Annotated in this window: 19 protein-coding genes; 15 read left to right on the plus strand and 4 right to left on the minus strand. The window is 69.0% G+C overall.

Annotation, left to right across the window (positions count from 1 at the left end):
* The 9 genes from GVV86_RS15860 (at window position 1) to GVV86_RS15900 (ending at window position 8,883) form a co-directional block, all read left to right on the plus strand.
* The gene (locus tag GVV86_RS15860) at window positions 1-924 is read left to right on the plus strand and encodes a carbohydrate ABC transporter permease (RefSeq protein ID WP_159620154.1); all 924 of its coding nucleotides are present in this window, start codon (window positions 1-3) and stop codon (window positions 922-924) included.
* The gene (locus GVV86_RS15865) at window positions 921-1,835 is read left to right on the plus strand and encodes a carbohydrate ABC transporter permease (RefSeq protein ID WP_159620156.1); all 915 of its coding nucleotides are present in this window, start codon (window positions 921-923) and stop codon (window positions 1,833-1,835) included. The genes GVV86_RS15860 and GVV86_RS15865 overlap by 4 nt, the downstream gene beginning before the upstream one ends.
* A 59-nt stretch (window positions 1,836-1,894) precedes the next feature.
* Window positions 1,895-2,941 carry a zinc-binding dehydrogenase gene (locus GVV86_RS15870; RefSeq protein WP_159620158.1) on the plus strand — a complete coding sequence of 349 codons (1,047 nt, stop codon included), beginning with the start codon at window positions 1,895-1,897 and terminating at the stop codon, window positions 2,939-2,941.
* Window positions 2,938-3,750, plus strand: coding sequence for a sugar phosphate isomerase/epimerase family protein (locus GVV86_RS15875; RefSeq protein ID WP_246670017.1), 813 nt, complete (start codon window positions 2,938-2,940; stop codon window positions 3,748-3,750). The genes GVV86_RS15870 and GVV86_RS15875 overlap by 4 nt, the downstream gene beginning before the upstream one ends.
* Before the next feature lie 43 nt (window positions 3,751-3,793).
* On the plus strand, window positions 3,794-4,555 hold the full coding sequence (locus GVV86_RS15880; RefSeq protein WP_159803345.1) for a ThuA domain-containing protein: 762 nt from the start codon (window positions 3,794-3,796) through the stop codon (window positions 4,553-4,555).
* Between the two features lie 59 nt (window positions 4,556-4,614).
* Window positions 4,615-5,895, plus strand: a complete 1,281-nt coding sequence (locus tag GVV86_RS15885; protein ID WP_159803346.1) for an ABC transporter substrate-binding protein — start codon at window positions 4,615-4,617, stop codon at window positions 5,893-5,895.
* Between the two features lie 115 nt (window positions 5,896-6,010).
* A complete protein-coding gene (locus GVV86_RS15890; protein ID WP_159803347.1) occupies window positions 6,011-7,312 on the plus strand; it encodes an ADP-ribosylglycohydrolase family protein in 1,302 nt (433 codons plus the stop codon).
* Between the two features lie 202 nt (window positions 7,313-7,514).
* On the plus strand, window positions 7,515-8,162 hold the full coding sequence (locus GVV86_RS15895; RefSeq protein ID WP_159803348.1) for a DUF305 domain-containing protein: 648 nt from the start codon (window positions 7,515-7,517) through the stop codon (window positions 8,160-8,162).
* A gap of 82 nt (window positions 8,163-8,244) precedes the next feature.
* Entirely contained in the window at window positions 8,245-8,883 is a 639-nt protein-coding gene (locus tag GVV86_RS15900; RefSeq protein ID WP_159803349.1) for a thioredoxin-like domain-containing protein, read from the plus strand.
* A 101-nt stretch (window positions 8,884-8,984) separates the two neighbouring features.
* Here the strand turns inward: GVV86_RS15900 and GVV86_RS15905 are convergent, their stop codons facing one another.
* Both GVV86_RS15905 and GVV86_RS15910 read right to left on the minus strand, forming a co-directional pair.
* On the minus strand, window positions 8,985-10,595 hold the full coding sequence (locus tag GVV86_RS15905; protein ID WP_159620170.1) for a peptide chain release factor 3: 1,611 nt from the start codon (window positions 10,593-10,595) through the stop codon (window positions 8,985-8,987).
* A gap of 117 nt (window positions 10,596-10,712) precedes the next feature.
* Window positions 10,713-12,266, minus strand: a complete 1,554-nt coding sequence (locus GVV86_RS15910) for an MFS transporter (protein ID WP_159803350.1) — start codon at window positions 12,264-12,266, stop codon at window positions 10,713-10,715.
* A 62-nt stretch (window positions 12,267-12,328) separates the two neighbouring features.
* Here GVV86_RS15910 and GVV86_RS15915 point away from each other — a divergent pair, with 62 nt between their 5' ends.
* Window positions 12,329-12,892: a TetR family transcriptional regulator gene (locus GVV86_RS15915; protein ID WP_133403547.1), complete on the plus strand. Its 564-nt coding sequence runs from the start codon at window positions 12,329-12,331 to the stop codon at window positions 12,890-12,892.
* Window positions 12,885-13,307 carry a large conductance mechanosensitive channel protein MscL gene (gene mscL, locus GVV86_RS15920; protein ID WP_159620508.1) on the plus strand — a complete coding sequence of 141 codons (423 nt, stop codon included), beginning with the start codon at window positions 12,885-12,887 and terminating at the stop codon, window positions 13,305-13,307. The genes GVV86_RS15915 and mscL overlap by 8 nt, the downstream gene beginning before the upstream one ends.
* Before the next feature lie 156 nt (window positions 13,308-13,463).
* Here mscL and GVV86_RS15925 read toward each other — a convergent pair whose 3' ends face one another.
* Together GVV86_RS15925 and GVV86_RS15930 are read right to left on the minus strand one after the other, a co-directional pair.
* Window positions 13,464-14,540 (minus strand): phosphatase PAP2 family protein, encoded by a 1,077-nt coding sequence (locus GVV86_RS15925; RefSeq protein WP_159803351.1) that lies wholly within the window; start codon window positions 14,538-14,540, stop codon window positions 13,464-13,466.
* 112 nt (window positions 14,541-14,652) lie between these two features.
* Entirely contained in the window at window positions 14,653-16,143 is a 1,491-nt protein-coding gene (locus GVV86_RS15930; protein WP_343033085.1) for an FAD-dependent oxidoreductase, read from the minus strand.
* Window positions 16,144-16,218: 75 nt separating this feature from the next.
* On the opposite strand from GVV86_RS15930, the gene GVV86_RS15935 reads away from it, so the two are divergent.
* From GVV86_RS15935 to GVV86_RS15950, 4 genes are all read left to right on the plus strand, one after another.
* Window positions 16,219-17,202 carry an aldo/keto reductase gene (locus GVV86_RS15935; RefSeq protein ID WP_159803352.1) on the plus strand — a complete coding sequence of 328 codons (984 nt, stop codon included), beginning with the start codon at window positions 16,219-16,221 and terminating at the stop codon, window positions 17,200-17,202.
* 116 nt (window positions 17,203-17,318) lie between these two features.
* Window positions 17,319-17,579 (plus strand): hypothetical protein, encoded by a 261-nt coding sequence (locus tag GVV86_RS15940; RefSeq protein ID WP_120166332.1) that lies wholly within the window; start codon window positions 17,319-17,321, stop codon window positions 17,577-17,579.
* A 12-nt stretch (window positions 17,580-17,591) separates the two neighbouring features.
* Window positions 17,592-18,503, plus strand: a complete 912-nt coding sequence (locus tag GVV86_RS15945) for an FHA domain-containing protein (RefSeq protein ID WP_159803353.1) — start codon at window positions 17,592-17,594, stop codon at window positions 18,501-18,503.
* A 4-nt stretch (window positions 18,504-18,507) separates the two neighbouring features.
* Complete coding sequence (locus tag GVV86_RS15950; protein WP_159803354.1) at window positions 18,508-19,029, plus strand: 2'-5' RNA ligase family protein; 522 nt, start codon at window positions 18,508-18,510, stop codon at window positions 19,027-19,029.
* Window positions 19,030-19,058: the final 29 nt, after the last annotated feature.

A 19,058-nucleotide genomic window follows, 5' to 3' on the forward strand; every position in this document is an offset into this window, starting at 1 on the left:
ATGAGCACACCTATTTCTCTGACGACCCCCAAGGTCACCCGGCGGGCCCAGACCCGCCTGGGCATCGCGCTCATCAGCCCGCTGATGCTGCTGGTGATCGTGTTTTTCCTCTTCCCGCTCGGGAACGCGATCTACTATTCCTTCGTCGACTTCGACGGAATCGACCCGACGCCTGCCTTCGTGGGCCTGCAGAACTACACCCGGCTGCTCACGGACCCCGAGGTGTGGCACGCCCTGGGCAACAACGCCATCTGGATCGTCATCGGCACCGCCGCACCCCTGCTGATCGGACTCGCGCAGGCGCTGCTGCTCTGGAAGGTCCGCAACGCCGGCATCTTCTACCGGCTCGCGTTCTTCCTCCCGTACGTCCTTCCCCAGGTGGCCATCGGCATTGTGTGGGGCTGGATCTATGACCCGGTCAGCGGCTGGGTCAACAAGGCCCTGCAGGTGGTGGGTCTGGACCAGCTCGCCACCGGCTGGCTGGGCAACCCGAACACGGCGCTCTACGCGGTCCTGGTCACCGCGATCTGGGCCACGACCGGCTTCGTGCTGATCATCTTCCTGTCCGCACTGCGCAACGTCGACGGAGCGCTCATGGACGCTTCCCGGCTCGACGGCGTCAACGCCGTGCAGCAGCTGGTGTACATCATCCTGCCCCAGATCATGCCCGTCTTCCTCATGGTCACCACCGTCACCCTCGTGGGCGGGTTCAGCGTCTTCGACATCATCTTCATCATGACCGGCGGCGGCCCCGCCAATGCCACCAACGTCATTGGCACCTACGCCTACACCAACGCCTTCCAGCTCAGCCAGATCAGCTACGGCACCACCCTGGCCCTGCTGATCACCGCGCTCTCGGTACCCTTCGCCGTGGCGCTCAACCGGCTGCAGCGGCGGCTCTCTCTCCAAGGAACAGGCGCATGACCACCACAACGGCACCGACCACCCCCGAAACGGATCCCACCCCCCGACGCCAGGCACGGGATGCCCGGCAGGACAACACCATGTCGGCCCGCCGCCGCACGGCCCTGACCGGGAAACACCTCCTGCTGATCGTGCTCTCCGCGGTCTCCCTCTTCCCTGTAATTCTGGTGATTTCCACGGCGCTGAAGTCCGAGGAGGACGTGCGCACCAATCCCTTCGGGCTGTTCACCTCGTTCTCCCTGGAGAACCTCCAGAACGCCTGGGTCGTGGGCGACTTCGGCAGCTACCTGCTCAACAGCATCCTGCTGAGCGTGCCCAGCACCCTGCTCGTCGTCCTGCTCTCCACCATGGCCGGCTACACCTTCGCCCGCGTTCCGTTCCGGGGGCGCACCGCGGCCTTCTACCTCGTGGTCCTTGGCCTGCTCGTTCCGTTCTTCGCCTATATGATCCCGCTGTACTTCCAGCTCCGCGGGCTCGGCCTCCTCGACACCCTCCCCGGCGCGATCCTGGTGCTGACCTCCACCGGCGTATCCTTCGGAACCTTCTTCATGCGGGCGTTCTTCTCGGACCTCCCCCTGGAACTGGAGCAGGCGGCCCGGGTGGACGGGGCCTCGGAGTGGCAGATCTTCATCAAGGTCATGCTCCCCCTGGTCTCCTCCGGTGCCGGCGCGCTGGGCGTGTTCACCTTCATCCAGAACTGGAACAACTTCCTGGTGCCCCTGCTATACCTGCCGGGCGGGGAGTTCCGGCCCCTCACCACCGGGCTGTACCAGTTCACCGGCGGACGCTCCCTGGACATCGGTCCGCTGGCCGCCGGAACCCTCATCACGATCATCCCCGTCGTCGTCCTGTTCCTGCTCATGCAGCGCCAGGTGGCCGAGGGCTTCATCTCCGGCGCCGTCAAGGGCTGACCAGGACACATCTTCCCCACCAGATCGAGAATCACCAACACACGAAGGACACCGCCCCCATGGCATCCGTTGTCAGTTTCACCTCCCCCCGCGTCGCGGAAATCACCGACGAGTCCGAAGCAGCACTCGCCGGCAACGAGGTCCGCATCCGGACCCTCTACTCCGGCATCTCCGCCGGCACCGAGCTCACCGCCTACCGCGGCAGCAACCCCTACCTGCAGAAGCAGTGGAGCCCCGAGCGGCGGCTGTTCGTCGACGGCGAATCCACCCTCTCCTACCCGGTTCACGGCTGGGGCTACGAGGAGGTCGGCGAGGTCGTCGAGATCGGCTCCGACGTGACCACCGTCGCCCTCGGCGACCGCATCTGGGGCACCTGGGGCCACCGGTCCTCCACCGTGAAGACCGAGGAGTACGCCGCCGCGCGCATCCTCGACCCCTCCGCGGACCCCCGCATCGGCATCTTCTCCCAGATCGGCGCCATCGCCCTGAACGTCGTCCTCGACGCCGACATCCACGTCGGCGAGACGGTCGCCGTCTTCGGCCTTGGAGTTCCCGGCCAGATCGTCGCGCAGCTGGCCCGGCTCAACGGCGCCCGCGTGATCGCCGTCGACGGCATCGCCGGCCGGCGAAAGCTCGCCGAGGAACTCGGCGCGGACATCGTCCTCGACCCGGCCGACGGGAACGTCGCCGAGCGCATCCGCGAGCTCACCGGAGGCCGCGGCGCCGACGCCGCCCTCGAGGTGACCGGCAACTACCGGGCCCTCCACGAGGCCATCCGCTCGGTGGCCTACAGCTCCCGCGTCTGCGCCGCGGGCTTCCTGCAGGGCGACGGCATGGGCCTGCGCCTCGGCGAGGAGTTCCACCACAACCGCATCCAGGTCATCTCCTCGCAGATCTCCGGCGTGTCCCCGGCCCTGCAGCACCGGTGGGACACCTACCGGCTCAACACCACCGCCATCGACCTGGCCGTCGCCGGGAAGCTGAACCTCGTGGACCTGATCTCCCACACCGTCCCGCTGGCCGACGCCGCAGCCGCCTTCAGCATGCTCGACGAAAACCCTCAGGACGCCCTCCAGGTCGTCCTCAGCTTTGAGGAGAACCAGTGACTTTCCGGTTGGCAATCCAGGAACACTTCCTCGAGGGCAGGAACCTCATGGACAAGTTCGAGTTCGCTCAGGAACGCGGCTTCGACGGCATCGAGCTGCTGGGCAAGGGCGACGGGATCTTCGCCGGACGCTCCGCGGAACTCCGTGAGGCCCGGGCCGCCGGGGTCGTCCTGCCCAGCGTCTGCGTCAACATGGACCACTTCATCGGTGACTTCGATCCCGCCCGGGCCAAGGACGCACGCGAACAGATGAAGCACCTGCTCTCAGGCATCGCCGAGGCCGGAGGGTTCGGCGCCGTCACGCCCAACGCCTACGCCCTGTTCAGCCGCCGGCTTCCCCCGTTCGAGCCGCCCCGCAGCGACGAGGAATCGCGTGCAGTCCTCGTCGAGGCCCTGGCGGAGCTCGGCGCCCACGCCGAGGCCGAAGGCGCCCTGGTCCTGCTCGAACCCCTGAACCGGTACGAGGACTTCATGGTCAACACCCTCGCCGACGCCGTCTCCATCGTCGAGGAGGTGGCCTCCCCGGGCGTCGCCGTCATCGCCGACACCTTCCACATGTCCATCGAGGAGGCGGACATCCCCGCCTCCATCCGGGCCGCCGGGAAGCATATCCGCCACATCCAGCTCGGCGACAGCAACCGGCTTGAGCCGGGCGCCGGCCACTACGACTGGCCCGCGACGCTCGCCGCGCTGGAGGAGATCGGCTACGACGGGTGGCTCGCCATGGAGTGCCGCCTCAGCGGCCCGGTCCGCGACGTCCTCCCGAAGGTCTCGGCCCTGCTGAAGAGCCCGGCCCTGCTGGCGAACTAGGCCTGCTGAAGAACTAGGCGAAAGCCGCGACGAACGGATTCTCATGCAGCACAACACCATCCCGCCCCTGCGGATCACCGTCTGGAACGAGGGCATCCACGAGAGAACCGAACCGGAGGTCGCCGCCATCTACCCGGACGGCATCCACGGCGCCATCGCCGAAGGCCTCCGGCTCCTCCTCGACGGGGACCCGGTGATCCGGACGGCCGTCCTGGCCGATCCCGACCACGGGCTCAGCGAAGAGGTCCTCGCGGAGACCGACGTCCTCCTGTGGTGGGGCCACATCGCCCACGACCAGGTGTCCGACGACGTGGTTGACCGGGTCCAGCGGCACGTCCTGGGCGGGATGGGCCTGCTCGTGCTGCATTCGGGCCACTTCTCCAAGATCTTCACCCGCCTGATGGGCACCACCTGCTCCCTGCTGTGGCGCAACGGGGCGGAGCGGGAACTCGTCTGGAATGTGAACCCCACCCACCCCATCACGGCGGGGATCGAGGGTCCGCTGGTGATCGAGAAACAGGAAACCTACGGGGAGTTCTTCGACATCCCCACCCCGGATGACCTGGTGTTCATCAGCTCCTTCAGCGGCGGCGAGGTCTTCCGCTCGGGAGTGACCTTCACCCGGGGGCGCGGACGCATCTTTTATTTCAGCCCCGGAGACCAGGCGTATCCCGTCTACCACCATCCCCAGATCCGGACGGTCCTGGCCAACGGCGTCCGTTGGGCGGCGCAGCCCTCCGCCGGGCGGACACCGCCCGCGGTCACCAACCCGACCCGCGGCTGGTTCCAGGACCCCCCGGCCTGACCGGGCAGCACCCCAGGCACACCCGTACGCACCCCACCGATTCGACCAGAAAGCACCCTATGAAACGCCTTGCAGCTCTCCGGATCCCCGCGGTCACCGCCGCGTTCGCCTTCGCCGTCACGGGATGCACCGGCACCTCGTCGGCCGCAGAGAACGACAGCGGGAATGGTGAGCAGATCCGTTATCTCATCGAGCAGCCCGAGGACCCGGCCGCCGTCGACCTGATCAACGAGGACATCGCCGTCTTCGAAAAGCAGAACCCCGACATCGACGTCGAACTCGAGGTCCTGCCCACCGACAACATGCGCACCGTGCTCCAGACCCAGCTGCGCTCCGGCGAGGGCCCCGACATCTTCAGCTGGGGATCCGGCCCCGGCTACGCCGGCGCGCTCGCCGACGCCGGGCTGCTCCACGACCTAACGGACGCCTACGAGGAGCACGACTGGCCCGTCTACGAGTTCGCCAAGGAGGGCGTGACCTTCGACGGCAAGGTCTACGGGGTGCCCGGGGACATCGAGACCATCGGCCTGTTCTACAACAAGCAGGTCTTCGAGGACCTCGGCATCAGCGAACCGACGAACCTCGGCGAACTCGAGGCCGCTGCAGCCGCCATCGCCAAGGAGGGGCTGACCCCGATCGCGGCCAGCGACAAGGAAGGATGGCAGGGCGGTCACCTGCTGAGCATGGCCCTGTCCAGCCGGGTCGGTGCCGACGGAGTGGACAAGCTGCTCAACGGTGAGATGCCCTGGACCTCCCCGGAGGTAGTAGCGGCCCTGGACACGTGGAAGTCCTTCAACGCGGCCGGGTACCTGCCCGACTACCCCACGTCCCTAACCTACGACGGCGCCAACGCCCTGTTCTACTCCGGTGAGGCCGCCATCCTGCCCACCGGCAGCTGGGCCACCGACGAGATCGCCAAGAACACCGACTTCGAGGTCGGCTTCATCCCCTTCCCGGCCGAGGACGGCCCTGGGATCTTCAGCGGCGGCCTCGGCTCCGGCCCGTACATCTCCGCGTCCTCGAAGAACACCGAGGCGGCCGAGAAGTTCCTCGACTACCTGGTCAGCCCGGAGCACGGTCGGTGGACCGTTGAGAACTTCAACACCATCCCGCCGTTCCCGGTGGACACCGAGGGCATCGACGCGGACCCCCTGTTCGCGCAGGTCATCGAGGACGCCTCGAAGATCTCGGACGGAACCGGCGAGTTCGGCTCCAACGTCGACGTGCTGTCCACCGACGTCTTCAACGACGCCATGTGGAAGGGCGTGCAGGCCATGCTGACCAACCAGAAGAGCGCTGAGGACGTCGCCGCCGATCTTGACGCCGCCTTTCAGCAGTAACACGCTCGGAGGACGGCCCGGGCCGTCCCCCAGGATCCCCTGGGGCTCCATCCCGGGCCCCGCTCCCAAACTCCCCACCAAATCTCCCCACTCCTGACCAGCAACGAGGAAAACCATGCACGACGTACTCGATCCCCGCGACATCATTCCCGACGAGGCCGAACAGCTGGCGCACTCCGGCTACGCCGTCGGCGACCTCGAACAGCAGGCCCGGGAAGCGGCGGAGGCCTCCGACCTGCTCCGCCTGGCCGCCATCGGGCAGACCCTCGCCGGACTGCAGCGCGACCCGGACTGGGCCTACGAGGAGCCCGGGGACGAGGCCGTCCTGCTCGAACTGGCCGGCCGGGTGGAGAAGACGGCGTACGAGCCATCCGAACTCCCCGGCAGGGTCCGGGGTGCCTGGCTGGGCCGGGCGGTGGGCAATACCATGGGTAAGCCGATCGAAGGGTTGACCCGGGGCGAGGTCGAGACCTATCTGCGGGCCGCCGGCCAGTGGCCCCAGACCGGTTTCGTCCGGCTGCTCGACCCACTGCCGGCGGGGGTGGACCGGCTCCACCCGTCGGCCCCGACGGCCTCCGAGGGGACCTTCACCGAGGTGCCGCGCGACGACGACATCGACTGGACCATCCTTGGGCTGAACCTGCTCGAAACGTACGGGCGCGGCCTCACCACCGAACACATCGCCGCGGAGTGGCTGGGCCGGCTCCCGTTCACCCAGATCTACACGGCCGAACGCGCCGCCTACCGCAACCTGATCGCTGGCCTGCAGGCGCCGGCGACCGCCACCGAGGCCAACCCCTACCGGGAGTGGATCGGCGCACTCATCCGCGGGGACATCTTTGGCTACGTGAACCCCGGGGACCCGGCGGAGGCCGCGCGCCTGGCCCTGGTCGACGCCCGCCTGAGCCACACCGCCAACGGCGCCTACGGAGAGATGTGGGCCGCAGCCCTCCTGGCGGCCGCATTCACCACCGACTCGGCGCGGGACGCCCTGGGCACCGCACTGCGTGTTGTCCCCGACCGCTCCCGGCTGGCCGAGGCCCTCCGCGGGGTCCTCGAGCTCTTCGACGGCGGTGCGTCCTCCGAGGAGGCCCTGAACTGGGTGGACGAGACGCTCGGCCACTACAGCTGGGTCCACACCATCCACAACGCCGCCCTGATCTCGATCGGCCTGCTGTGGGGCAGGGACTTCGCCGGCGCCGTCGCCATCGCGATCTCCGGCGGGCGTGACACCGACTCAACGGCGGCCACGGTGGGCAGCGCCTACGGTGCCCTGCACGGGGCGAACGCGGTTCCCGCCGACCTCGTGGGCACCACGCACGAGCACGTACGCAGCGATGTGCGCGGCTACGACCACATCACCATCGACGAACTCGCCCAGCGCACCCTGCGGCTGGTTCCCGGCCAGGCCGGATAGGAGGACGCCCGCCCTCCCCACGGCCCGCGGTGCCGGAGGCCCGGCACCGCCGGCCACTCCGTGCAGGCTGCACTCCTGCCTGCACTCCCGAACCACTTGCAATCCCAAACCACGTGCACTCCTGGAGCAGGGGCATCAAGGGAACTTCCAGCCTGATGGCCTACGGTGGAAGGCTGAACCCCACCTTCCACCGAGGAAACCCATGACGAACTCCCTGCTCTCCTGGCAAAAACGGCTGCTGCTCATCCTGGCCGGAGTCGCGGTGCTGGCGCTGCTGGGCTTGGTCTTCACCGCGGGGCGCATCTCTGCCGGACAGGACCACCCGAACGGGGCCAGCGCGGACGCCGGGTTCGCCCGCGATATGCAGGTACACCACGCGCAGGCCGTCGAGATGTCCCTGCTGATCCGCGACCGCAGCACCGACGAGGACCTGCGGGCCGTCGCCTACGACATCGCGCTCACCCAGCAGCACCAGATCGGGCAGATGTACGCATGGCTTCGGGAGTGGGGCCTGCCCCAGAGCAGCTCCGCGCCGGCGATGGCATGGCTTGACTCCTCCGCCGACGGCCACCACGGTGGGAAGGACGGCGCCCCGGCACACACCGCCGGAGCACTCATGCCGGGGATGGCCACGCCGGAGCAGTTGGCCCAGCTGGAGGCCTCCTCCGGCGTCGAGGCCGAACGCCTTTTCCTTGAACTCATGATCGACCATCACACCGCCGGGGCCGAGATGGCCGAGGCCGGCGCGGAACTGGCCGAGACCGAACAGGTGCGCTCGCTGGCCACCAAGATGGCCACGGCGCAGCAGTCGGAAATCGGTGCCCTGCAGGACCTGCTTGACCGGCGATAGCCGGCACCGGCGGTAGATTGGACTACAGCCGGTACGCCCTGTGCAGGGCGCTCCCCATCCCGCCACGAAGGACAGATAACCGTTGAATAAGAAGAGAGCCCAGCAGAACTCGGACCGCCAGGCACGGCTTGCCGCCATCCAGGCCCAGCAGCGGGCCAGTGAACGCAAGCGCAGCGCTCTGATTTTCGGCGGCATCGGCGCTGTCATCCTCGCGATCATCATCGCCGTGACCCTGGTGATCGTCAATCAGGTCCAGGCCAACAACGCCGCCAGGGAGGCCGCCGCCAAGCCGATCGAGGGCGTGGCAACCTTCGAGGACCTGGGCCGGGAGCACACCGAGGAGGAGGTCACCTACGAGCAGTCGCCTCCGGTCGGCGGGGATCACAGTCCCATCTGGCTCAACTGCGGGGTCTACACCGAGCCGGTGCCCGACACGAACGCCGTCCACTCCCTCGAGCACGGCGCCGTCTGGATCAGCTACCAGCCCGGGCTGGATTCGGCCGAAATCGATGCGCTCACCGACCTCGTCGGCACCCGCAGCTACGTGGTCCTGAGCCCCCACCCCGATCAGGAATCCCCGATCGCGGCCAGCGCCTGGGGCCTGCAGCTCGAGGTCGACTCCGCCGACGATCCCCGGCTGGCGGCGTTCATGGAGAAGTACATCCAGGGCGAGCAGACCCCCGAGCCCGGCGCGTCCTGCTCCGGCGGCATCACCCCGTAACAGCGCCTACGAGCAACACATAGAACGGCGGGCCCGTTACAACCGGGCCCGCCGTTTTCCGTGAAGCCGATTTGTTTGCGGCCGTCTTTCTCGATGCCGGCCTAGTCGATTGCGGCGCCGATCGGTTCAAGCACCACGCCCGGGTAGTCCTTGCGGAAGTGTCCGACCTTCCACTTGTCGCCAAAGACGGCGATGATTTCGCCGTCGGCGCGGTGCAGGATCTCCCCGCCGCGGAAGGTTTCCGGGACCCCGGTGCTTTCGGGGGCCACGGCCATGGCCAGGGTGTAGGAGATGTGGTCGAGCGAGGTGGGCGCGTTGAACTCCGTGCCCAGCCGCTGCGCGGCGACCTCGAACTGCAGCGCGCCCACCGCGGCCAGCACGGGCGCCTGGTCGCCACGCAGGTCCGAGCGCAGCACCTGCACCACGCCCTCGTGCTCAAGCTGCTCAATCCCGCGGCGGAACTGCTTGTACCGGCCCGGATCCTTGGCCCGGGCGACGGCGAACAGCTCGGGGGAGAACCGGGGGATGTCGGGGAAACGCACCGGTTCCTCGGCGAAGAGGCTGTCCCCGACGCGCAGGCTGGTGGCGTTGACCAGCCCGACGACGTCGCCCGGCCAGGCGGTGTCGACGACCTCGCGGCTGCGGCCCAGGACGCGGTGGGCGTACTTGGTGGCGAAGGGCTTGCCGGTGCGCTGGTTGGTGATGACCATGCCGCGTTCGAAGCTGCCGGAACAGATCCGCAGGTAGGCGATATGGTCACGGTGGGAGCTGTCCTGGCCGGCCTGGACCTTGAAGACGAACCCGGAGAACGGAGATTCCAGCGGGCGGGGCGCATCGCTGAGTGTCTCCCGCGGTGAGGGCGCCGGGCCCAGGTCGACGAGGGTGTCGAGCAGCTGGGAGACGCCGAAGTTCTTCGCGGCGGCGGCGAACAGGACCGGGGTCTGCCTGGCCGCGGCGAACTCGGCGGTGTCGAAGGCGCCGTTCGAGGATTCGACGAGCCCGGCCTCCTCCTCGGCGTCCACCCAGCGCGCCGCCTCGATCGGGTCGAGCTCCGCGGGCCGCACTTCGGTCTCCGTCGCCGCCTGGGCACCGCCGTCGACGGCCTCGAGCCGGAACGCCCGCTTACCCGGAATGTCGAGCAGCCCGTGGAAGTCCCCGGCGATCCCCGCGGGCCAGGTGAGAGGCACCGGCGTCATGCCGGTCCGCTCGCCGATGTCGTCGATCAGGCCCAGTGCGTCGAGGCCGGGACGGTCCCACTTGTTGATCACCGTAATGATGGGGATGTTCCGGGCCTTGCAGACGGCCAGCAGCTTCACCGTCTGCGGCTCGAAGCCCTTGGCGGCGTCGATGAGCATCACGGCGGAGTCGACGGCGGCGAGCACCCGGTAGGTGTCCTCGGAAAAGTCCGCGTGGCCGGGGGTGTCGACGACATTGAGGATCGTGTCCCGGTACGTGAGCTGAAGGGCGGCCGAGCTGATCGAAATTCCACGCTCCTGCTCGATGCCCATCCAGTCGGAGACCGTGGCGTGGCGGCTGGACTTGCCGTGGGTTACCCCGGCGTCCTGGATGGCGCGGGCCAGCAGGGCCAGGGCCTCGGTCAGGGTCGACTTGCCGGCGTCGGGGTGGGAGATCACGGCGAAGGTGCGGCGCCGGGAGGCTTCGCGCCGGACGGCCGCGGGATCGGTGAGGGGGGCTTCGGTAAGAACTGGCACACTCCATTGTCGCTGATCCGCTGTCCGTGCCCCGCCGGGGCCGGCGGGGCACGGACAGCGGGGGGTCCGCTGGGCGGGGCAGTGCCCGCCCAGCGGACCCGGTCAGCAGGAACCCGGTCAGCGTGCGGCGGTCGGGCGCAGAGACCACCAGCCGAGCCCGGCGGCCAGCACCATGAGCACGGCCCCGATCCCGGAGGTGAGGATCACTCCGCTGTCGAAGGCGGAGAAGGCCGACTCGAGCAGCGCGGCGGCGTTCGCCGCCGGCAGCTGGGCTGCGGTGTTGACCGCCCCGCCCAGGGTTTCGGTGGCCTCGGCCACCTGCCCGGCGCTCAGCCCGGCAGGCAGGCTCAGGTGGGCCTGGTAGGAGGCGAGCAGGATGCTGCCGAGCACCGCGGTGCCGAACACCGATCCGACCTCGTAGGCGGTCTCCGAGACCGCCGAGGCCGCTCCGGCCTTCGCCGGCGGGACGGTGGAAAGGATCAGGTCGTTGGAGACGGTCTCCGAGGCCCCGACGCCGATGCCCAGCAGGATGAACGCGAACAGCAGTGCCATGGCGGACTCGCCCGTGAAGGCGACGAAGGCATACGCGGCGGCGGAGAATCCGAGCGACACCGGGACCACGATGTGCGGCGGGACCCGCTTGACCACGGGCACGACGGCGAAACCGGCGGCGATTGTCATCAGGAGCCCGGGCAGCAGGATCACTCCGGCCTCAAGCGGGCTGTAGCCCAGAATGAGCTGCAGGTGCTGCGAGACGAAGTAGAGGAAGCCCACCAGGGAGAAGATGGCCAGCAGGTTCACCAGCACCGCGCCGGTGAAGGCGCGCACGGTGAACAGCCGCACGTCAAGCATCGGCCCGGGCCGGCGCAGCTGCCGGCGCACGAACACGACGCCGGCGGTGAGCCCGACGACGGCTGCGGAGATGGCCAGCGGGTTGGGACCCTCCATGGCGAAGTCCTTGATGGCATAGACGACCGGAAGCATCGCAGCGACCGAGAGCCCGATGCTCAGGATGTCGATACGCCCCGGACTAGGATCGCGCGACTCGGGGACGAAGATCGGGGTGAGGATGAGCATCAGCACCAGGACGGGTACGGCCAGGAGGAAGACCGAGCCCCACCAGAAGTGCTCGAGCAGCGCGCCACCGAGCAGGGGACCCAGGGCGGCCCCGGCGGAGAACCCGGCGGCCCACACGGCGATGGCGACGCGGCGCTGGTCGCGGTCGGTGAAGATGTTGCGGATCAGAGACAGCGTGGAGGGCATCAGCATCGCGCCGAAGATTCCGAGGCCGACCCGGGCTCCGACGAGGAACCCGGCGCTCGGGGCGAAGGCGGCGGCAACGGAGAAGGCGGCAAAGCCCCAGGCGCCGATGATGAGCAGGCGGCGGCGGCCGAACCTGTCGCCGAGGCTGCCCATGGCGACAAGGAGTCCGGCCAGCACGAGCGGGTAGCTGTCGATGATCCACAGCTGGGTCGCTCCGGTGGTGGCGAACGCGAGTGAGATGGCGGGAATGGCGAAACTGAGCACCGTGTTGTCCACCGCTACGAGCAGCACGGGGAGCATCAGGACGGCGAGGGAGATCCAACCCCTCACCCCTGTGCGGGTGGAGGCCAGTGACAGCGCTGAGCTCACCCCGGCCGGGGATGCGGAAGTGGAGATGGACGAAGTCATGTCGAGGATACTATACCGTCCAGCCGGTACAGTGCAAGTTTAGTGACCCCTATCATGGAGGAATGCCAAGTTCACGAGAACGCATCCTCGACAGCTTCGAAGACACCCTGATCCGCGACGGGGAACGGGCCGCCACCATGGAGGCCGTAGCGGCGGCCGCTGAGGTCTCCAAGGGCGGCCTGCTGTACCACTTTCCGGCCAAGGAGGCCCTCGTCGAGGCCCTCGCCGAACGGCTGCTGGCCCTGGTCGAAAAGGACCGCGAGCAGATGTCGGCCGACCCCGAGGGCCCCGGCCGCTACTACGTGCGGACCTCGGTCTATGAGGACAGTCCGCTGGACCGGGCGCTCGTCTCCATGGCGCGCCTGGCGCAGCAGGGCCACCCGGTGGCCCGCCGGACGCTCTCGCGCATCCAGGAACTGTGGCTGACCACCCTTGAGGACCGGCTGGGGGACCGTACGGCGGCCCTGGCCATTAAGCTCCTCGGTGACGGGCTCTACTACGAGGCGGCGTTCTTCCGGGGTGAGGGCGCCGCGGGCCCCAGTGAGAAGGACCTTGAACGGGTCCTTTCGGTGGTCGACCTGATCGTGCTCAACCACTGCATCCCGCGGGGTGCCGCCGATGTTTAAGGGCTTCCGGAACTTCATCCTGCGCGGAAATGTCGTCGAACTAGCCACCGCCGTCGTCATCGGATCGGCCTTCACGGCCCTGGTCGCATCCGTCACGGACAACCTGCTGCGGCCGCTGATCGCCGCCGCGGGCGGGGGAGTCAGCGCCGAGGGATTCGGATTCCGCATCTGGCCCGGGAACCCCGAGACCTTCGTGGACCTTGGCGCGGTGTTCACAGCGGCCGTCACCTTCCTGATCACGGCCGCGGTCGTCTACTTCGGCGTCGTGCTTCCCATGAACCGGATCAACGCCCATGCCCTGGCTCGGACGGCCGCCGCTGAGTCGGAGGAGCAGCCGGTTCCCGTGGACACGGCCCTGCTGACCGAGATGCGCGACCTGCTCCGCCAGCTCACCGAATCCACCGGCAGGAACTGAAAACCGGCAGGAACTGCGAACCGGCAGGAACTGCAAAAGGGCCGGCGCCCAAGGCGCCGGCCCTTTTGGGATCAGCTTGTGTGCCGGCCCTCTCGGGGTCAGTCAGCGGTGTGCACCCGGCCTGCGGCCGGGCGCCGGACCCAGCCGGGCAGTGCGTCAGCGCAGCGCGGCGGTCCCGGTGCGTGCGTCGAGCAGGTTCTGGTCCGTTCCTGCCCCGAAGCGCAGGTTCGCCCGGCCGACCGACACCGCGGCAAGCCAGACCGACAGTCCGCCCACCGCGAGGCCGGCGAAGACGTCAATGACGTAGTGCCAGCCGAAGTAGACGGTGGCCACGGCTGTGAGGGCGAAGTAGATCCACATCACCCAGCGGACTACCCGGGGCAGGCGCGCCATCTGGGCGACCAAAGCGGCGGTGAAGACGATGGACACGTGCAGCGAGGCGAAGGCCGCGATGCCGTGCACCGATTGCGTCGAATGCGGGTCGGCAAGCACCGTCAACCGGTTGCGGTACAGCGACTCCTGGAGGCTTGAGACCGCGGTGTCCGGGAGATCGGTGAAGGATGCGCGCTGCACGTAGATCGGGCCCAGCGAGGGAACCGCGTAGTAGGTCACCGTTCCAATGACCCAGTTGAAGCAGAGCGCGCCCACATACCAGGCGCCCAGGGACAGGTCCTTGGACCAGACGAGGGCCACGGCGAGGGAGATCGGCACGAAGATCAGGAAGATCATGTAGACGAAGGAAAGGACCTCCGCCGTGATGCCGGTGCCGAGCAGCTGCTGGAGCACGTCGGCGGGGTTGCCGCCGCCCCCGAACCAGCGGTCGGTCTCGACCAGTGCGGCGTCGGCCAGGTGGTCCTGAAGGAAGGGCAGGAAGCTCTTGAGGTTCCGGTACGCCACGTAAGCGAGGTAGAAGCTCGCCAGGCCGGCGGCCGCGACCGACATCCGGTGCCCGGTCCACCTCTGCTTAAAAATCCTGCGGGTCACGCGCACGAGGTCGCGCGGAGCGGGGCGCTGCAGGAGCACCCGCGGGATGACGTCGGCGGCGATGACGCCGAGCACGGTCAGGGGCAACCGGACGTAGCTGGGGCCGAGGAAGCCCTCCGGATCACGAAGGGGCAGCCCGGTCAGCACGGCCGTCAGCACCATCAGGCCGGCGAAGGCGAGGGTCACGATCAGGGGAACGCCGAACAGTCGGCGCCATGGTGGGCGTTCGGGCCCGACGTGGGTGGTCATTATATATATCTATCCTATGCGCGACAGTGTCAAAAGAGTGACAGGCATCTTAACAGTTACCCCCATCTTCCCATAGGCCATCCACCCAATGGCACCAAGGCCGCACTTGTGGTTAGATGCCGCTGCCCAAATTCGAGGTTGACGGCCCCTCAAGCACCGTTCCGTCGGCGGTGAACCTGGACCCGTGCAGGGGGCAGTCCCACGTCCTTTCGGCGGTGTTCCAGCTCACGATTCCGCGCAGATGCGGGCACACCGCCGACACACGGTGCTCGACGCCGTCGACGGTGCAGACCCCGATCGGGCTCCTGCCGTCACGGACCACGACACCCTGCCCCTCCGGCGGGGACGCCGGGGCCGTCTTCGCCAGGCCCGACACCCAGCCGGTCAGCATCTCCAGCCCGACCTCGGCGTTGACCCGTGCCGTCGACAGCGCGTCAACGGGCGTCACCCGGGTCCTGTAGAGGGTGTCGGCCCACGGCATGTGCCCGCCCAGGATCTTGGCCGAAAGTGCCAGCGAGGCGGCCACCGCGTTCGTCATGCCCCACTTGTTGTAACCGGTCGCGGCGTAGATGTGCCCGCCGCCGGCCGGGACCTTGCCGACGTAGGGAACCGCGGCGGCCGGCTGGTAGTCCTGCGCCGACCAGGAGTAGGCGGGGCGGGCCGTCGGGAAATACTCGCGGGCCCAGCGGGTCAGGTCATCGACAAGGCCCTGGGTGTTTGAGTGGTGCCCGACCTTGTGGCCGTTGCCGCCCACGATGAGGTAGTCCCTGCCGCCCACCCGGGCGGTGCGCAGGGAACGGGTGGGGGCGTCCACCGAGAGGTACATCTCCGGGGGCACCCGGTCCGTCACCTCGAGGGCGATGCAGTAGGACCGCTGCGGCTTGAGGACGGCGAAGTATCCGCCCCGGTCGAGGATGGGGATGCCGGTGGCCAGCACGACATTGCGGGCCGTCACGGCTCCGGCGTCCGTCTTGAGTTCCACGCCGCCGGACTTGGGGGTCGAGGCGCCCTGGACCCGCACGCCCTCGAAAAGGCGCCCGCCGTGGCGGCGCAGCTCCGAGGCCAGCGCCGCGAGCACCTCCAGCGGGTGGAACTGCGCCTGGTCCGCCAGCCTCAGGGTGCGCCGCACCGGAAAGGGAAGGGTTGAGGCATTGCCCAGTTCGGTCCCCAGGCCCGCCTGCGTGCAGGCCTCGTGTTCGGCGTCGAGGCTTTTCGCGCCGCTGTCGGTCACCGCGTAGTTCACGGCGTCCCGGCGCTCGTACCCCACCCCGTTTTCGTCGCAGAAGCGGAGGATCCAGCTCTGCCCCTCGCGGTTGCCCGTGACGTAGGCCCGGGCCAGCTCGGCGTCGTGGTGGGAGGTGATCCGGGAAAGCCCGGTGCCCTGCAGCAGTGAGAGCTTGGCTGTGGTGTTGCCGGTGGTGACCGCTCCGGCCCGGCGCGCCTCAAGCACCGCCACCTTGTGCCCGGCGCGGGCCAGCAGGAGTGCGGTGGTCATGCCGGTCAGTCCGCCGCCGACCACCACCGAGTCGAATCCGGCCCCGGGGGAGAACGGCTCTGCAGGTATCTCCGGCGCGGTATCCAGCCACAGTGATCTCATCGTCATCCCTCCGTAGGTGGTTCCCACCCCACTACTAATCATGCTTACAGTCAAGGGAGGGCCACCGCCTATAGTCGAAGGATGGAACAACGGACACTAGGCAGAACCGGCCGGCCGGTCTCGGTGATCGGCCTCGGAACGTGGCAGCTCGGCGCCGACTGGGGCGAGGTCCAGGAGAAGGACGCACTGGAGGTCCTTGAGGCCGCAGCGGAGGCCGGCACCACCTTCTTCGACACCGCCGACGTCTATGGGGACGGGCGGAGCGAACAGACGATCGGGGCGTTCCGGCGGGCCAACCCCGCACTGGACCTGGTGATCGGCACCAAGATGGGCCGGCGGGTGCAGCAGGACCCCCCCCAGTACACCCTCGCGAACTTCCGCTCCTGGGTGGACCGCTCCCGCGCCAACCTCGGCATGGAAACCCTGGACCTGATCCAGCTCCACTGCCCGCCCTCGGACGTCTACACCACCGAGGCCGTATACGACGCGCTGGACACCCTCGTCGAGGAGGGCGCCGTGCGGAACTACGGGGTCAGCGTCGAACGCGCCGACGAGGCCCTCGCGGCCATCGAGCGCGGCAACACGGCCACGGTGCAGATCATCCTCAACGCCTTCCGGCTCAAGCCGCTCGACGCCGTCCTCCCGGCCGCCCGGGACGCCGGGGTCGGCATCATCGCCCGGGTTCCGCTGGCCTCGGGGCTGCTGAGCGGCAAATACACCTCCTCCACCGTCTTCCCGGCCGACGACCACCGCAACTACAACCGTTCGGGCGCCGCGTTCGACGTCGGGGAGACGTTCTCGGGCGTCGACTACGAAACGGGGCTGGCCGCCGCGCAGGAGTTCGCGCAGCTGCTTCCCGCCGGGGTGGAACCCGCACAGGGCGCGCTCGCCTGGATCCTCGCCCAGGAGGGGGTCAGCACCGTCATCCCCGGGGCCCGCAGTGCCGCCCAGGCCCGGGCGAACGCCGCGGCGGCCGGCCGGGTTGACCTCGGGCGCGCGATCCACGACGGCGTCACCGCGCTGTACGACCGCCGCTTCCGGCCCACGGTCCACTCCCGCTGGTGAGCCGGAGGCCCGCGGCAAGGGGTTTCCTGCCGCGGCACGGTCAGCTATCGTTGAACCACCCGTCAGACGGAGTTAGAGGACGTCTGTCATCGTTCGATCCACCTAAGGAATCAACCATGACTGAATTCACCTCGTCCCTCTCCGCCGCCGGCCGGGAGGAGCGTTCCATCCGCGACTGGGCGGACCTCGCCGAGGAAATGTGGAGCTACCTCACCGGCAAGGGCGCCGCGGTCAACTACAGCCTGATCGACATGACCGTCGAGGTGCCGCGCGACGTCGGGCCTGACGCCCCGCGCGCCACCTGGAAGTTCAACGGCACCCTGCGCGTCACCACCAGCGACAACGACGCCCCCGGTTCCGATCCCCACCGCGGCTGAGGCACCGTTGTGGTGGCACAGCTGAAACTGGACATCGACCTCGCCTTCTCCCTGACCGAGCCCGGGCCCGACGGCGGCCAGGACACGGTCATCAAGGGGACGGTGACGGCGGCCGGTTCAAGTGTTGCGATCTTCTGTGACAACCCCGGCGCGTTCGGCGGAAGTCCTCCCGCCCTCTCCGGGGTGCGTGCGTTCGCGAAGATCCTCGCCGACGCCGGTCTCGACGTGACGGTCAGCGGCCCGCGCGGTCCCCTGGTCAGCCTGGGCGCCGTCGAAACCTCAATGGCACAGCGGCTCCTGACACGCTCGCCGCACCTGCGGCTCGGCTCGCCCTCCGCCCTGGCCCCCCTCGTGCACCTGGGGCGGCGGTCGCTCGAGCGCTCCGGCTCGACGGGCCTGCTCCCGCCTCCGACCCCGCTGCCGCTGGTTCCCACGGTGAACCGGCGGATCAGCCGCCAGATCACCACAACCCACTACGCCCCGGGCGGAGGCCGCCCGCGGCTGATCTTCGTCCAGGATTCGGCCCGGTGGGACGGACAGGTGCCGCGGGAGTTCGTGCTCGCGGGTGAACGGACGACCATCGGCGGCTCGGAAGGGTCCGACCTGCAGCTGCCGGGCCTCGACGAGCTGCATGCGGAGATCCTCCACGACGCCAATGATGAATACGTCCTGGTGCCGCACGGCGCCGTCAGCGGCAGCGTCGGCGGGGCGGGTCCATCGGTACTGCGCACCGGTGCTCGCGTCCAGCTCGGTTCCTGGTGCCTCGCGTTCTTCCGGGAGGAATACGCCGACCACGGCCGACCCTTCGGTGGACGCAACGGCGGGGAGTTCGCCTACCAGCGGCCCCAGCGCAACCCGCGCACCGGGGTGACCGAACAGGACGGATCCGTCGGCATCGGCGATCCGCGGCGGCCTCCGCGCTGAGAGCGTGAGCGACAGCGTCGAACTGCTCCTGGACTCCGCCGCGGAGGAGGTGGTGCGCCGCGACTGGGTGCGGCTGCTGGAGCTGGATCTGCCCAGCCAGGCGCGGCACACCTCCCCGAGCAACCGGCCCCACATCACCCTCGCGGCCGCACCTGCCATCGACGGGGCCCTCGATGCCGCCCTGCGCGGCGCGGTCCGGGACCTGCCGCAGGAGGTGCGTTTCGGCGGTCTCCTGCTCTTCGGGGGAGGGCGGCGGACGTTCATTTTGGTGCGCCAGGTCGTGGTCTCCGCGGCGCTGACGGACCTGCACCGGGGGGTGGGGGACGCCCTCACCGGCCTGCAGGGGCAGTTCGCCACCACCCTCACCGGGAACTGGACGCCGCACGTCACCCTGGCCCGCGGCCTCTCCGCCGACCAGGTGGGGCAGGCCGTTGCGGCCGTTCAGGCCGAACCGGCGGCCGCCACCGCGGTGGCCGCACGCCGGTGGGACAGCTCCGCCCGGGTGACGGTCGACCTCAGCCGGTAGGGGCGCCCCGGGTTCTGCCGGGCGCCGGC

Source organism: Arthrobacter zhaoguopingii, assembly GCF_009828595.1.
GTDB lineage: Bacteria > Actinomycetota > Actinomycetes > Actinomycetales > Micrococcaceae > Arthrobacter_D > Arthrobacter_D zhaoguopingii.